The organism is Aureisphaera sp. (assembly GCF_059726885.1).
This window is the reverse complement of record NZ_AP041051.1, coordinates 1,716,438-1,732,716: the sequence shown is the minus strand read 5'-3', so window position 1 is coordinate 1,732,716 and position 16,279 is coordinate 1,716,438. Positions and strand designations below refer to the sequence as shown.

At 41.2% G+C, this 16,279-nt stretch carries 12 protein-coding genes; 3 read left to right on the top strand and 9 right to left on the bottom strand.

The window, feature by feature from the left end; translation table 11 throughout:
* Positions 1-19: 19 nt before the first annotated feature.
* The 4 genes from AC6JAD_RS07570 to AC6JAD_RS07555 all read right to left on the bottom strand — a co-directional run bounded on the left by AC6JAD_RS07570 (position 20) and on the right by AC6JAD_RS07555 (position 5,431).
* Positions 20-2,362, bottom strand: coding sequence for a hypothetical protein (locus AC6JAD_RS07570; protein WP_461304637.1), 2,343 nt, complete (start codon positions 2,360-2,362; stop codon positions 20-22).
* A gap of 29 nt (positions 2,363-2,391) precedes the next feature.
* Complete coding sequence (locus AC6JAD_RS07565; RefSeq protein WP_461304636.1) at positions 2,392-3,246, bottom strand: hypothetical protein; 855 nt, start codon at positions 3,244-3,246, stop codon at positions 2,392-2,394.
* An 11-nt stretch (positions 3,247-3,257) separates the two neighbouring features.
* The gene (locus AC6JAD_RS07560) at positions 3,258-3,641 is read right to left on the bottom strand and encodes a hypothetical protein (protein WP_461304635.1); all 384 of its coding nucleotides are present in this window, start codon (positions 3,639-3,641) and stop codon (positions 3,258-3,260) included.
* A 302-nt stretch (positions 3,642-3,943) separates the two neighbouring features.
* Complete coding sequence (locus AC6JAD_RS07555) at positions 3,944-5,431, bottom strand: carboxypeptidase-like regulatory domain-containing protein (RefSeq protein WP_461304634.1); 1,488 nt, start codon at positions 5,429-5,431, stop codon at positions 3,944-3,946.
* Between the two features lie 183 nt (positions 5,432-5,614).
* On the opposite strand from AC6JAD_RS07555, the gene AC6JAD_RS07550 reads away from it, so the two are divergent.
* Genes AC6JAD_RS07550 through AC6JAD_RS07540 form a run of 3 tightly spaced genes read left to right on the top strand, consistent with a single transcriptional unit; the run spans position 5,615 to position 8,519 of the window.
* Positions 5,615-6,559, top strand: a complete 945-nt coding sequence (locus tag AC6JAD_RS07550) for a T9SS type A sorting domain-containing protein (RefSeq protein ID WP_461304633.1) — start codon at positions 5,615-5,617, stop codon at positions 6,557-6,559.
* 45 nt (positions 6,560-6,604) lie between these two features.
* A complete protein-coding gene (locus tag AC6JAD_RS07545; RefSeq protein ID WP_461304632.1) occupies positions 6,605-7,540 on the top strand; it encodes a T9SS type A sorting domain-containing protein in 936 nt (311 codons plus the stop codon).
* A gap of 46 nt (positions 7,541-7,586) precedes the next feature.
* Positions 7,587-8,519: a T9SS type A sorting domain-containing protein gene (locus AC6JAD_RS07540; RefSeq protein ID WP_461304631.1), complete on the top strand. Its 933-nt coding sequence runs from the start codon at positions 7,587-7,589 to the stop codon at positions 8,517-8,519.
* 211 nt (positions 8,520-8,730) lie between these two features.
* On the opposite strand, the gene AC6JAD_RS07535 is transcribed toward AC6JAD_RS07540, so the two are convergent.
* The 5 genes from AC6JAD_RS07535 to AC6JAD_RS07515 are packed head-to-tail and all read right to left on the bottom strand — an operon-like array spanning position 8,731 to position 15,996.
* Positions 8,731-11,838: a type I restriction endonuclease subunit R gene (locus AC6JAD_RS07535; protein WP_461304630.1), complete on the bottom strand. Its 3,108-nt coding sequence runs from the start codon at positions 11,836-11,838 to the stop codon at positions 8,731-8,733.
* Positions 11,825-13,009 (bottom strand): AAA family ATPase, encoded by a 1,185-nt coding sequence (locus AC6JAD_RS07530; protein WP_461304629.1) that lies wholly within the window; start codon positions 13,007-13,009, stop codon positions 11,825-11,827. Before AC6JAD_RS07530 ends, AC6JAD_RS07535 begins: the two co-directional genes overlap by 14 nt.
* A gap of 1 nt (position 13,010) precedes the next feature.
* Entirely contained in the window at positions 13,011-14,264 is a 1,254-nt protein-coding gene (locus AC6JAD_RS07525) for a restriction endonuclease subunit S (protein ID WP_461304628.1), read from the bottom strand.
* Positions 14,261-15,808, bottom strand: a complete 1,548-nt coding sequence (locus AC6JAD_RS07520; RefSeq protein ID WP_461304627.1) for a type I restriction-modification system subunit M — start codon at positions 15,806-15,808, stop codon at positions 14,261-14,263. The genes AC6JAD_RS07525 and AC6JAD_RS07520 overlap by 4 nt, the downstream gene beginning before the upstream one ends.
* Positions 15,808-15,996: a helix-turn-helix transcriptional regulator gene (locus AC6JAD_RS07515; protein ID WP_186992328.1), complete on the bottom strand. Its 189-nt coding sequence runs from the start codon at positions 15,994-15,996 to the stop codon at positions 15,808-15,810. The genes AC6JAD_RS07520 and AC6JAD_RS07515 overlap by 1 nt, the downstream gene beginning before the upstream one ends.
* Positions 15,997-16,279: the final 283 nt, after the last annotated feature.

The following is a 16,279-nucleotide window of genomic DNA, read 5'->3' as shown; positions in this document are numbered from 1 at the left end:
CTGAATGACACTATCTTTCCTAATTAGGTGACAACACCTTATCCAACTGTGCCTGCACTTCGGGATCTGCCAGTCGGGCCTCCATGCTGCGAACGGCCGCCTCCGATAAATAACGACCCAAGGGGATAATAGGCTCAATATCCTCCCCATTCTCTTCGGCAAGACTCTTAAAAAGATTCGTCATTGCCCCCGGTTCCTGCGGAATTGGGGTTCGCTTAGATTGTATGTTATGTATATTCTCTAAGGTTCTTTCCGTTTGTTTAGGGTGTGCAAAGGTAGCACTGGCAATCATGGATAATGGCGCCAATAACTGACTGCTAAAGGTAACCTCGGCCGAAGGCTGCTCAAAATTGGTAATGAACAACTGCCTGATTTCATATTTACCCGTTAGGGTCGTATCCCTCGCCAAAGCCTCCTGCAAACTTCTCGTTAAGGTCACCGTAATATTACCCCCAATATTATTGTAATACCCAGCATCGCCAAACTGCCCTACCCCTTCAACCCTAGCCACTGGACTTAGATAAGGGAACCGTGCATTCATAGACATGGCCGTAGATCGTTTTATCATTCGATTGGGATCTGGATATTCCGCCAACAAGTCGGTAAAAACCCCCAATCCATGTGGGTTCCCTTTAGGGCTCACGGGCGAAATAACTGCCCGTTGTCCCGATTGCAATTCGGTGGCATTGGTAATGATTATAGGCCTTATATAGTCGTGCTGACCCTTTCTGGGCAGTAAATCCAGATAGGCCTGTCCCAATGCATTGTCATCGCGCTCAAAAGCCTCTTTAAACTCCTCTTCCCATTGCATTTCCAATAGGGCCCCACGGTCCAAGAAACTTCCAATATTCGTAATGCTTTTAAACAGGTCCCTTCCCATAAGGCTTGCCACGGAAGCGGACAGATAATCCGAATTATAGATCGAACTGGCCCTATACGTAAAAGGAGCATCGGGCTCACTGTATTTTAAGGGCTTGGCACTTGTATTCTGTAACAATTCGTAAGCTTGGGCGTAGAACATATTATTCCCGCCACCACCTCCAGAAGCACCGGTCATAGAGAATAAGTGTGTCCTGAAGTAATCGGGATTCTTATCGAACAAATAACTCTGCACCAAGAAGGACCAAAGCCCTGCTCGGGAACCCCCTCCCTCGGCCGAGACCAATACAATGGGAAATCGCTCACCTGGGGCTTGACCCTGAATCAATTCCCTACGGTCATCAATCCAAGCATCGATATAATCGTTTACACTTAATCGCTCCTGGGGCGTATGTTCCACCTTATCGGTAGAGCTAGCATCGTAATGCTTAAAGTTATTGCGATTGGCCTGATAGATCCCCAAGATGGCACTAACAATCAATACCATGCTCAATAAGGGAACATCCAATCGCCTTCCAAAAATCCTGAATAAATTAAATATGGTGTAGATCCCAATAAGACAGATCATAATAATGGACAAAGGCGTATATATCTCCAATCCCGTTGGGTTGAAAAACAAAATGGTATACGATAACAGTATGACCGCTATGAACAGGATCGTGAGTCGGCCCACCACATTTTTCTTGAACCAAAGCACATATTTGTTATACGAGAGCGTAAGCAACAGGAACAATACGGCAAGCAGTACCAACGCCCAAAACAATCGTTCGGCATCATTTTCGGTTCCCCCTTGGTTCAGGAAGCCCAGAAATACAATCACCACCACACAGATCCCCATAAGGATCACGGGGCCAAACGTATTGAGCCATACCCAACGTGCCACCCGGGATAATATGGACTCGGTAATTCTGGGGTTCAATGTTAAGAGCATAAAACCAATGGCGATTAACAATCCCCAGTTGCCCACAAAAACAATATTGTGGCCATAAACATCCTGAAAGGTATTGTTTACGGCAAAAGCAGCACAGAGTATCAATACCGCTCCCAGCATCTTGGGGAACACCCTTTTTATATATTGTGGCTGGGTTTCTACATACGTACTGGAGGCACTTACCTCACCTTTGGCCTTTTTTTCCAAATAGATTTCCTTGGCATCCTTGGGGATGCTGAATAGCTTCCGCTTTTCGGGTACGGCATTTACGGCCGAATTCCATACCGAAGGTTTTGGCGGATCGAAATAATCGCCCACCACACTTATAAAGAAAGCAAAAACCGTGAGCGCCATAAAAAACATAGGGACCGCGATCCAGTGGTTACTGGTTTGGTTTACTACAATGATAAGGTCGTTCACTTGGGGAACAAACCACAACATAACATAGATAATGAATACAAAAATGACGGACATTAAATGCTTCTGAATCTCCTTAAGGACATCCAATAACCAGAAGGTAACCTTCTGTACGGGTTTGGAAATGTATTTCATGGTTTCTATTTAAAAATGGGTTGGGTCGTTTAGCTTTTTGGTTTTTTGGCCTTAGCCGTGTCCGTTTTCTTCTCAGTCGCCTTTTTGTCTTTAGCAGGCTTTGCCTGCGTGGTGCTCACTTTGGGTGTCACAGCCCCGCGATAGGTATAATGGTGCAGTTTATTACTAAGCTGATAGGCTACATGCACACTGTCCATGGTCATCTTAAAATTTTCCAATACATAATTGGCCATAAAGCTTCCATCCTCCTTAGGGATGACAGCCGTAGTGTGCCCAGGCACAATACTATCTTTTTTCAACGTACTCTTACCATATAGCGTGACACTTATGTTTTCCGCTTTGGGGAGCAACCCATGTACCTGTACCACTTTGTTTACATTCTGCACGCTCACGTACTGGGCCGGAGGTGTAACCTGCGACAATCTGTTCTGAAAAAATACGGCAAATGGTAAACACACCAAAGTAAATGCCGTTGCAATAGCAACCCAAATGGTCGCATCCTTCGTTTGGGCCGATAGGGTCTTCAGTAATTCACCATAGTCCTGATTAATTTCGGAAGGGCTTCGCATATTGGTATCCGTAATGGCAGGCTCAGAGCCTTTTACCCCTACCCGGTACTTGGCAATAGCAATAAAAATAAATGGGATCACTGCCAGTAGATACACCTCTAGGTGAGGGGACTGGGTATAAGTGGTAAATGTGATACCGCCCAAGAAGGTTCCCGCTGCCAAATAGTTCAGGAATTTATTAAGGGTGGTTAACCGTCTTGTAAATAGGGCCACGCTGTCATCAATTAGTGTGCGTGCCTTTTGCAACCAATACTCATCGTAGCGCACGAAAGGGGTCTCGGCTGCAGCAGTTTCGTTCTTTTTTACTTCACTCATGAGTGTTGGTTTTAGTTGTCTTTTTTCTTTGGATTGTAAAAGGGGATATAATTCTTATGGTCCGTTTCGCAATACACCACCATATAATCGTTGTAGTCTTCCTCGCCGGGGTCGCTCTTCAACTCTTCAATTTCGGTCTTTCCAGAAGAAGTGCTTTCTGGCTGAATGGCCTTGCACCATTCCTTTAGGACTTCCTTGTCCTCATCGGTAAACCCATCGGTTCCAGAATCTGTTTCCGCTTTTTGAATCACCGACTTCATCCGTCGCACCGTATCCATGGAAAAGGTAATCTTCCCGTCGTCGGTTCCACCAATAAGTGGGATTCTTCCGCCTTTGGGATCTACAATAAAATGTGGGGTGGGGCAATCTTTAAAGTAACAGGTAATACGTAACATAGTTAGCTGATTTACAGCTAATTTATGAAAACATAGTAGTAATGAATATACCCAACACAGGGGATTTTTCCTGAATTTGGCTTCAATTATGGTATTACCCTAATATTAGTATGCTTTTAAAGTAATTATTTTGAAAGGATAGCCGAAACCACATAGATCGTCATGACAAAATAGTTGTCATGTGTAAAAATTATTGTCATTTGCTTTTGTATTCCTATTGTACCTTTCAGTTGCGGGAGATCAAACGGCATAGGTTGATGGAGTGGTCAAGCCTATTCCAAGGGGCTCTGTACACTCCTGTCCTATTCCACCACCTTAAACTCCTGGATGGCAGCATTGGGTTCCATAATGGTGTGACCCTGCCAAAAACTTGGATCGTATTGCGAAAGATAGGTAGCCTTCACCTCTGGATTCTCGGGAGCCGAGTCGTAGCGCTCCTTAGAAATGTATTCCGAATCAAATACCACCAATTCGTATTTCACCACGTTAGAGGTCTCCACATTCAGCTCTAAGGAAAGTTCGTTCTGCTTGCGTCTTCCCTTCACATGCTTGTTCTTTTCAATCACCTTTAGCGGACGGTCTACCCCAAAGAAACTACCATCTTCCAACTCGATATAACGGGGCCCATAGGTGCCATCCAATTCCTTGGAAAAAAGCATTTTCCCCCGGAAGACATTCTGTCTAAACTTAATCCCCAGCAGTCCGAAACGCTTTAGGGGACGTACATTATCGAACTCCAATCGCACCACTGCAAAGTCGCTGGTGTTCACATAGAGGGTTCCCTTAAAGTCTTTCTTGCCCTTAGGTTCAAAATCTATAATGTATACGGGTTCGCCGTTAATAAAGGTATAGTCACGCTTGGTAAAACGATAGCGGTTGGACTTATCGAACATATCCAGATTGGAGTCTTCATGAAAGAACAACTGCTCGTACAGTTCAGAAATACGGTCAATGATCCCCTGCTGAAAACGGGAAGGCCGTTGCTGCTTCTCTACCTCTTCCTTCATAGCTTCCCCATCTTCGTTGGCTTCCACGATGGAATCCAGTTCTACCTTGGTACCAAAGATCCCCGATTTAATCTTTAGGTAAGAATCGGGCTTCACGTTCTCCTTAAAGATACGTTCCAGCTTTTCCGAAAGCCCATCGAAAGAAACGTCCTTGCTCTTGTCGTATAACTCTGCCGCCTTATCAATATGCAGCTTGTGGTTTTGGTAGTCGCCATAAAACTCGCCAGCCACTTCCTTATAGTAGTTAGACTGTCGGGGTACCAATTGGGCAATGCTGTCTATAAGTTGTTTGTTCAGTTCGGCAATGGTAGATTTCTGAAAACCGAAATCTACGGTATGCATCTGGTTCTTCTCGCTCTGCCTGAAGAAGATTTTCTTTTTCGAGAGGTCCATTTTGTAGTTGTGATACATATGGTGCTTCACACTGTCTATGATATCCTCTACCCCTAAATTGGTATTGCTAAGAAACACCTGCTTTAACTCGAAGGTCTTGGGGGCAAGGGTAATGGTGGTGTCGGCGGGTTGCCGTACGATCCAACCCACCTTTTCGTAGCCCATGGAAGAAACGTATACAGAATCCTGCGGATGGCGTAGGTCGCCCAATTGCACGGTAAACACCCCTTCTTCGTTGGTAATAAGTCCTTGATTGGCCCCTGTTTGCACGGTAGCAAAGGGAACGGGGGTACCCGTTTTGGCATCGACCACCTTGGCGGAGAAGGATTGTGCCAATGCGCTACCTGTGGCCAATAATATACAGACTAGTAAGGGGACATACTTTTTCATACGATGGTTTTCTTCTAAAGACGTAAGCTTGTTAAAAATGGTTGCTTATAGGATAGACGAGGGAAAGGAAATGTTGTTACGCCGGTTCAAAAATTTCAAGAATTTAGGGCTGCCCATGTCATGAACGAGGTTTTTGCATTCAGATTTTTGTATCTTAAAGGCTCATCATTAACTAATCAACCTATGAAAGCAACGTACTTTTTGGCGATGGTACTGCTTGTGTACCATTTTAGTGTCCATGCTCAATCCAATTATTCAGATGATATGGAAGGCTATGCCGATGGCGCAACTGTCTGCAGTAACTGGTGGACCGACTTTAACAATGACTGTTCTACACCTATACTGGTCTCTTCGGCAGAGTCGTATTCAGGAAATCATTCTGGGGTTATCACGGGGGACGGAACTACCAGTGTCATCCTCGATTTTGGAAGCCATATTTTTAGCGCATGGAATGCCGATATGTGGCTCTATATCCCTTCCAATAAAGAAGCTAGCATGAATCTGCAAGGGCAAGTTCCCGTAGGTTCTGGTAATTCCATTGTAGGAAACATTCACTTTAACCAAAACCTTTCCGCCCCTGGGGAGGGCTATATAGAAGATACTGCATTGGGGCAGGTTAACTTTACCTTTCCGCACGACCAATGGTTTAAAATGGAATTCTTCTTCGATATTTGGAGCGGCATTAGCCTTGCTGCTTGGAGCCTACATATTGATGGGGTAGAAGTGATCCCGGTGGACACTCCATTTACCGATGAGGCTGGCAGCATTCCGTCATCATTAGGGGGTCTTAACTTCACCTCCTTAAATTCGGACCATTTGTTATATATAGATGATATCTGCTTTAGGCATACGGGTGATACCAATTTCTGCCCAACATTGGGTACCGAGAATTTCCAGACGGTATTATTCTCTGTAAGCCCCAACCCGGTGACCGAAACCCTGTACATACAATCCGATCGTTCCCCTTGGCAAACCGCCACCATCTATTCGCTATCGGGCAGTAAGGTAGTACAGACCACTTCCTTGGAAAGCCCTGCGATTGATGTGAGTGCTCTTTCCAGTGGCCTTTATTTTGTGGAGATCACCTCGGAAGAGGGAAGTGAGGTGATTCGGTTTGTGAAAAAATAAAACAGATATATTGAATTTACTACTTCATCATTAAACAACCGCTATATGAAAACAATGTACTTTTTGGCGATGGTACTGTTTGTATGCCATGCTCAAATCTATGCTCAATTCTCGGAAGATATGGAAGGCTATACCGCTGGCGATCCTGTTTGTATCAATTGGTGGTCCGACTGGGATGGCGACTGCTCGGCCCCTATTATTTCTAGTACGGAACAAGTTCGCTCTGGGGCGCATTCTGGAAAGATTCCGGGAGACGGAACCACCCATGCGGTATTGGATCTAGGGAATAAAATTTTTGGGGAATGGTGTTTCAAATTCTGGATGTATGTTCCTTCCAACAAGGAGGCGACCTTGTCTTTGCAAGGAACCGTACCCATTGATGGTAGTGGTGAATCCGTGGTGGGAGATTTCCGATTTAATCCAGACCTGGGTACCCCAGGACAGGGGTATATAGAGGATACGGCCCTAGGGCAGGTTAACTTTACCTTCCCGCACGACCAATGGTTCGATATCTATATCGTTTTTGATATTAATTTTGGGATTGAAATGGCCATTTGGAGAGTGGAAATAGATGATAGTCTCGTTATTCCTCTGAGCACTCCGTATACCAATGAAATTGGGGAATATCCTACCTCCTTGGGGGGTATGGCCTTAAGATCGAGCAATACAGATCATTTATTTTATGTAGATGATTTAACATATTCAAAACCCATTCATGGATGCTTCGGTCTAAGCACAGAAGACTTTCGGGTATCCTTATTTACCCTAAGCCCCAACCCGGTGACCGAAACCCTGTATATACAATCGGAACGTTCGCCTTGGCAAACCGCCACTATCTATTCGCTATCGGGCAGTAAGGTGGTACAGACCACTTCCTTACAAAGCCCTGCGATTGATGTTAGTGCACTGTCCAGTGGCCTCTATTTTATGGAGATCACCTCGGAAGAGGGAAGTGAAGTGATTCGGTTTGTGAAAGAATAAAAACAGATATATTTAACTTACTACTTCATCATTAAACAACCACTATATGAAAACAATGTACTTTTTGGCGATGGTACTGTTTGCATGCCATGCCCAGATCTATGCTCAATTCTCGGAAGATATGGAAGACTATACCGATGGCGATCCCATCTGTATCAATTGGTGGACCGATTGGGAAGGCGACTGCTCGGCCCCTATTATTTCATCTTCTACACAAGTATATGCCGGGGATCTGTCTGGGGTTGTTCCGGGCGATGGCACCACCCATGCGGTATTGGACCTAGGGAATAAAATTTTTGGGGAATGGTATTTAGAATTCCGGATGTATGTTCCTTCCAACAAGGAAGTCACCTTTTCCATGCAAGGAACCGTGCCCATTGATGGCAGTGGTGAGTCCGTGGTGGGAGATTTCCGGTTTAATCCAGACCTAGGCACCCCCGGACAGGGATATATAGAGGATACGGCCCTGGGGCAAGTTGGCTTTGCCTTTCCCCATGACCAGTGGTTTCGCGTGTATATGGGCTTCGATATTACTACTGGGATTTCACTATCCACTTGGTTTCTCGAAATAGATGGAACAGAGGTGATCCCGCCAGGCACACAATTTGAAAATGGCGCCGGAACCGACCCTACGTCCCTAGGTGGAATCAACTTTAGGTCTACGAGCCTAGATCATTTGTATTATGTGGATAACATCTGTTATGTAGATCAAGGAAATTCCTGTAGCCTAGACACGGAAGACTTTCAGGTGTCCTTATTTACCCTAAGTCCCAACCCGGTGACCGAAACTCTGTATATACAATCGGAACGCTCGCCTTGGCAAACCGCCACTATCTATTCGCTATCGGGCAGTAAGGTAGTACAGACCACTTCCTTACAAAGCCCTACCATAGATGTAAGTGCACTTGCGAGTGGCCTCTATTTTGTGGAGATTACAACAGACTATGGGCAAGAGGTGCATCGGTTTGTGAAAGAATAAAAAACAGATATATTTAACTTACTACTTCATCATTAAACAACCACAATATGAAAACAATGTACTTTTTGGCGACGGTACTGTTTGTATCAATTGGTGGGCCGATTGGGAAGGCGACTGCTCGGCCCCTATTTTTTCATCATCCGCACAAGTCCATGCCGGGGATCTGTCTGGGTTTTGTATAACTCAGCAATGCGCGCGCTGTATGGGGTCATTATATTTGACCTCCAACACCTTTAAACTTGTCCACAAACGAAGAGATTTTTTGAAATACGCTTTGTTTTTTTGTCAAATACTGAGGGTTTAATGGACTCATCTTTGGCAATAATGCATTAAGTTCTGTGCCATTTTCACTAGCATATTCCCGTTTTAAAGAAGCAACGATATATCGTTTTGCAGCTTCCTCATTTAGATTTTCATCTGTTATTAATTCTGTGGCTTCTTCCTTCTGTTTGCTTTGTGCATAGGAGAAGAAAGAATCGATAATGCTCGCTTTATCCTGAATGGAATCAAGTTCGGTTTCATTAATGAAATCTACTACTAAACTTTCCTTAGCTCTGTTTCCGATACTCGCACGAATAACTCTACGGATTTCCTCAATTAATGAGGCTTTGTCCTTAGCTTTCTTGTTGTGTTCAAAGATTAGCTCAAGGATGTAATCAAGATTTATTTCTTGTGATTTTAAAAGGTCAACTTCAAAGACAACATCATCCCAATCTATTGTTGATTCTTCGGCTTCTTTACCGCTTCTTTCTCTTCTTAGCCAATCACGAATATCATTATAAGTCGAACGATAATCTTGAATTGTCCGATCAGCAGGCAATTCAATCTTTTGCATTGCTGCTATGTCTTCATCTGTTACAAAGTGCGTTTCTTTGAAATCTTCAACAGATTTTGGATCGTTCAAATCTATTGATTGCAGGGCTTTAAGGTTTGTGAACTCATCATAGTTCTGGAGTATATTTTCTACTCGTAAGTATTCGCCAAAGAGCTTAGCAAAGTCCTTTTTGTCTTTCTCCGTAGCTATTTCATCTGGGTTAGGAAACTTTTCGTTTAGCTCGTTTACTACTTCAATGTATCCTTTTCTTGCTTCTCCTGTTGCAATGTCTGTGAAGCCTTCTAAATATTCCTTATAGCTTTTCTCTAATACTACATTTTTGGTGCTGCTGTCTCCAAACAGCGTAATGGCATCAACAGTCGCTTTTTCTAAATCACGGAAGGTGATTATGTTTCCAAAAGTCTTTGTAGCGTCATAGATTCGATTGGTACGAGAAAAGGCTTGCATTAAACCATGATAGCGAAGGTTCTTATCAACGAACAATGTGTTCAAAGTTGGTGCATCAAAACCCGTTAAGAACATACCTACAACAATGATTAGGTCAATCTCCTTGCTTTTTACTCTTTTAGCAAGGTCACGGTAATAGTTTTGAAATTCTTTGCTTTCAACGCCATAACTGGTTTTGAACATGGAGTTATAATCATTAATGGCTTTGGTCAAAAACTCTTTTGCACTTTGCTCCATTGCAGAAGGCTCAAAAGTTTCATCTACTATCTCGCCAATGGCATTCTGTTCTTCGTTGGCTGCATATGAAAAGATTGTGGCTATTTTTAAAGGCTTTTCACTGTCATTTTGCAGGTTGTTCAGTTCGTCATAATAGCACTTTGCTGCGTCAACACTACTAACAGCAAACATGGCATTGAATCCAGTATTTCCTCCTCTTGTTCTATGTGTTTTTTGTCTGAAATTCTGTAAGATGTATTGTGATATTTCTTTGATACGAACAGGATGGAGTAGAGCTTTATTGTTTTCTGCGGCATTTAATTTCTTTTCGTCAATTTCCGTTTCAATGCCCTTGAACTGCGGACGGACATCATTATAGTCTACTTTGAATTTGAGAACTTTCTCGTCTCTAATCGCATCTGTAATTACATAGGAATGTAATTCACGTCCAAAAACGCTTGCCGTGGTTTCAGAACCCAAAGCATTTTGAGGGAAAATTGGTGTTCCAGTAAAGCCAAATTGAAAATACTTTTTGAACTTCTTTTGAAGATTCTTTTGAGCCTCTCCAAATTGTGAACGGTGTGCTTCATCAAAGATGAATACTACTTGTTTTTGATAGATAGCCAAATCACTTTCACTTTTCATCAGATTGTTTAATTTCTGAATTGTTGTGACTATAATTTTATTATCCTCTTTATCAATATTCCGTTTTAAACCTGCTGTACTCTCTGAACCGTTTACACTATCAGGGGAGAACCGCTGATATTCTTTCATGGTTTGAAAGTCCAAATCCTTACGGTCAACAACAAAGAATACTTTATCAATAAAGTCAAGTTGGGTAGCAAGTCTTGCTGCTTTAAAACTGGTAAGGGTTTTACCCGAACCCGTGGTATGCCAAATGAAACCACCACTTTCATTTGTTGACCATTTCTTAGCATGATACGAGCTTTCTATTTTCCATAAAATTCTTTCTGTAGCTGCTATTTGATATGGTCTCATGATAAGAAGCGTATCACTTATATCAAATACGGAATAATTGATTAATACATTTAGTAGCGTACGCTTTTCAAAGAATGTAAGGGTAAAGTCCTTTAAATCCTTTATCAAGGAATTATCAGCTTTAGCCCAGTTCATGGTAAAGTCAAAGCTGTTTTTATCCCGTTTTACCGTATTGGCAAAATATCGGCTGTCCGTGCCGTTGGAAATTACAAATACCTGTAAGTACTTAAAAAGAGAGTTTTCACTATTGAAGCTTTCTTTGCTGTAGCGATGCACTTGATTAAAAGCCTCACGAATAGCAACTCCACGCTTTTTTAATTCGACTTGCACCATAGGTAAACCGTTTACCAAAATTGTCACGTCATATCGATTGGCATGTGTTCCTTTCTGCTCGAATTGTGAGATTACCTGAATCTTATTGCGAACAATGTTTTTCTTATCTAGTAAATAGATGTTTTGGATATGTCCATCATCAAATACAAAATCATAGATATAGTTATCGTGAATTTTTCTAGTCTTATCTACAATGTTGTCTCCAGGCTTATCTAAATACTCCTCAACAAAACGTGCCCATTCGCCATCTTTAAACTCCATGTCATTAAGAGCTTGTAACTGCACTCTTGCATTAGCCAACATGGCCTCAAGGGTGTTTAGATTCATTGGGTTATCATATCCTTGATTGACTAAGTCTTGGATAAATTCTTTCTCAAGTGCTGATTCTGTTTGATAGCTTGCTTGAGCTTCATTCACCTCAGAGTACTTCGTGTATTTGTCTAATACGATGAAGTTATTTGATTCCGCTATGGTTTTATACTGTGACATTCTCTTGATTTTCAACTTCCATAATTGTTGGTTTAAAGCGGTATAGCTTTATGATTATTTCTTTAACCAAGAAACCCAAAACTCTTTTGTCATTGGCTTCCAGTATTGAAACCTCTTCTCCGTGGTGTTTTGAATGGCTCGACAAATTGATTATGCGATTATAATATGATTCACGGGCATCACTTGGTAGGAGCTCCTCCCATTTATTGAAGCCAAGAAAAGTAGAGGCCTTCTCGAAAATGTTTCGGAGAAAGTTAAAATGGTATTTCTGAATTTCGCCCGATTCAATTGCTTTTTCAAGTTCTGCTAAAAGAAACAAGTGATAAGAAAATGGCGAATCTTTTGGTTGATCAATAAGGTCAAAAGTGCCATCAATTAATTTTTCTAAACGCCATTTTCTTGTTCTACTTACTCTATTAAATTCATTAAAGATTACATTGTAAAATAGTGGGTTGTGCGTGGTGATAATGAACTTTAATTCAGATGTGCTGGATTTAATCAACTTAGCAATGTCAACTGCTAATTCAATTAAATGTGTATCATCTAATGAACTGACGGGGTCGTCAATGAAAACATACTGCAAATCATTAAATTGATTCGTTTCGCGTTCAGCTACTTCAGCTACATTCAAAACATTAATTGTTTGCTCTAATAAACTGTAGAAAACGCTCCATACAAAGCAACTCTCTTCTCCCTTTGAAATTTTCACATCTCTTGAACCTGATTCGTCACCGGTTTCAAATGAGAAATGCACCTCAGAATATTGAGGAACAACAACATCCTTCTTGTCCTTATCCTTGATGGTATACTGTTCGTTAAAGCGGGGTGTTAACTTATCGTTGGTATAGCGTTGAAAATGGCTTGTGATATTAGGTTCTTGGCCTTGTTCGAGAAGAATCCATTTGGTATAACTATTTGGTTGAATCTTTAGCTTTCTATCGGTATCATATTCCAAATCGTTGTCCCAATAGAATAAATCTTCGGTGAATGCATTGTAGTAAAGCACTTTGATACCAGATTCATCTTCGGCATCAGGGTCTTTTGGTGCAATTAAATCCTTAAACTCACGAGATAGCCGTGTTTTTCCAGAACCATTAAATGCATAAATCAGTTGCATTTTTTTATCTGCGTCTCTGAGAGTTTGCGCTATTTCTGGTAAAGATTGTCCCATGTTACACTTCTATATTTTCTTCGGGGAAGGTTAATAACATACTTCGATAATATTCATACTGCCTTTGTCTAAGCTCTATCTCCTTTGGGAGTCCTACACTTATAGAGCTGGTGAGCACGTCAAATTTGTCGAGGATTGAAACAATGCGTTCTTGTTCCTCTTTTGACGGAACTGGAATAACGACTTTACTTAAGCCTTTTGAATTAATCGCAGAAATTTTACCCGAAGAAATATGTTTTCTTATTTGGTCGTGATATTGTCTTGTGCGGGTAAAATATGCTACATATTTTGGGTGTAAAGGACTTCTATATGAAAAACAAGCATCATGAATAACAACACCTTCATCACCTAACCAAGCCGTCCCTTTACCAAGGTCTTCAATTGTTTCACCCGCAGCAACGATGACAACATCTCCATTTTCTGCTACTCTTAGGTTTTTGTTTTCAACAAGCTCTTCGCTAACAAATGATTTAGTTTCATCTGCCCATGTACCATAATGCGTGTACATTTCACCATAATGAATAGTGGGTACTCCTTCGGAGATTAAATCGGTTCTTACAAAACGTTTGCCTCTTTGAAATATACCAATTTCATTTAGCGATTTCATATCTGCTTCTCCATTTTCAAAACAGAACAATTGCTCACGATAGTAACTGTACTGTTTGTTACGTGCTGTAAGCTCTGCTGTAAGCTCTGCTGTAAGCTCTGTGAAAGTATCTAGAATACGTGTGATTTCTTTTTGGACTTCAAGCGATTTTTCAGAATTATCAGGACACGGAATTGGGACTAAAAGTCTTTCTTTAAGTTTGTTGGAACTCAAATTTGGTTGAGCACCACCTCCTGCTAACACATAAAGGAATTCAGCTTTTGTAAGAAGGAAATGGTACAAATATCTGTTATTGAGAATCTCTTCCTTCGGTTCGAATTTTCCCACCCGTTGATTTAGATAAGCTGTTTCATTGGAATTGTAATACCCGATTTTTCCTGTTGTTGCCCCTGACATGGCGATTAGTACATCACCGTTTTCAATTGAATAGTTTAAAGGGTTTCCACTTGAATAGTCTTCAGGATTAAAAAATTTGACATTAGATAAGTCAACATTTTTTCCATCAACATTTGTAATTCGAATAATTGGTAGTCCTGACTCCTTAAATAAACTACTCTTAAAAGCAAAGCCATTTTGAAAACCACATACCTCTCCCAAGGCCTTCCACTCAACTTTAATACCATTTAATAGCTTTTCTAAATAACTCATGCTTCAATTTCTTTTACTATCAAATCAATATCTGCACGAAGCTTGTTTATTCTCTCCACCGTTTCTGAAACATCTTTGTTCAGCTTAACGATATCAACTTTCTCTCGATTATCTTGAACTTCCACATAAGAACTAACAGATAAATTATAGTCGTTTTCAGCAATCTTTGCATTATCAATTGATGCTGCTACATGAGCAATTTCTTCTTTGTTATCGAACATTTCCATAACCTTAGAAATGTGTTTATCAGTCATCACATTGTTGTTGGTTACTTTCTTGAAGAAATCTTCACCGCTTGCATCGATGAACTGTGTTTTTGTATCAGTTTTATGTTTGGAAAGTACCAGAAGGTTTACCGCTATTGATGTTCCATAGAAAAGGTTAGAAGCTAAGGAGATAACACTTTCTACATAGTTATTGTCAACCAAGTATTTTCGAATTTTCTGTTCTGCACCACCACGGTAAAATATACCAGGGAAGCACACTAGAGCAGCGCGACCTTTACTGGATAGATAACTCAAACAATGAAGCACAAAGGCAAAATCGGCTTTTGACTTAGGAGCAAGAACACCAGCAGGAGCAAAACGGTCATCGTTAATCATGGTTGGGTCGGCATCACCAATCCATTTTACAGAATAAGGAGGATTTGATACAATGGCGTCAAAGGGCTTTTCATCAGCTAGTTGTGGGTTCCTTAAAGTGTCTCCTAATACAATGTGAAACTTGTCGTAATTGATGTTGTGCAAAAACATATTCATACGAGCAAGATTGTAGGTCGTATGGTTTACTTCTTGCCCAAAGAATCCTTCTTCAATGATGTGATCATCAAAATGCTTTTTAGCTTGTAGAAGCAAGGATCCTGAACCTGCTGCTGGGTCATAAATTTTGTTCACGGTCTTTTGCCCATGCATTGCCAATTGAGCAATGAGTTTGGAAACGTGTACTGGTGTGAAGAATTCACCACCGGATTTCCCCGCATTGGCTGCATAATTGCCAATTAAAAACTCATAGGCGTCACCAAAGAGTTCTATTTCGCTCTCTTCAAATTTTCCGAAATTCAGCTCTTCAACACCTTTAATAACAGATGCTAATCGGCTGTTTTTGTTTTCAACGGTATTACCAAGTCGTGAACTGGTAGTGTCAAAATCAGCAAACAACCCTTTTATGTCTTGCTCAGATGGATAGCCATTAGCCGAACTTTCAATTGAGTCAAAAATTGCTTTTAAGTCCGTATTGAGATTTGAATTTGTATTTGCGGTTTTGGCAACATTGACAAAAAGTTGACTTGGATAGATAAAGTAGCCTTTTGTCTTAACCGCATCATCTTTTATTTCGGGTGTAATTACATCATCCGAAAGGCTTGGGTAATTCACGTTTTCATCACCGCCTTCAATATAGTTGGTGAAATTCTCGCTGATAAAACGATAGAACAGCGTTCCGAGCACAAACTGTTTAAAATCCCATCCATCTACTGAGCCACGAACGTCATTGGCTATTTTCCAGATTTTAGCTTGTAATTCAGCTCTTTGGTTTATGCTTGTCATTATTTGTCTTTTATTAAGTCTTGTGGTTTAACTTCTAGTATTTCGGCAATCTCGAAAAGCACTTCAAGTCTTGGTTGCTGTCTGTTCTGCACATACGAGTTAACCATGTTATAACTCTTCCCAAGTTTTTCAGCCAACCAGGTTTGTTTGATTCCTTTTTCCTCAAGCACTTCTTTGATTCGATTCATTGCCGTCTAAATTACAATTATATCTCAATTAATAAGATATAAAACGATAATTATCATGTGTAGTAGAGGGTGGGTGATTTGGTTCTTTTGCAAAGCTTGGGTTTTGGGGTGGATTGAGCGGCTTTGCAAATGTGCCAAATGTGGGTTGGCAAAGAAATTTTAAAAAATGTGAAGCTGGGGAAATAAAAATCTTTTCATTCTCAGTTGAATGGTAAAAGCGCAGTTCAGTCGGTTTGTCTGTCCAATTGTTCCATATGTTTCCTATTTCAGTTTCACTTCTTAT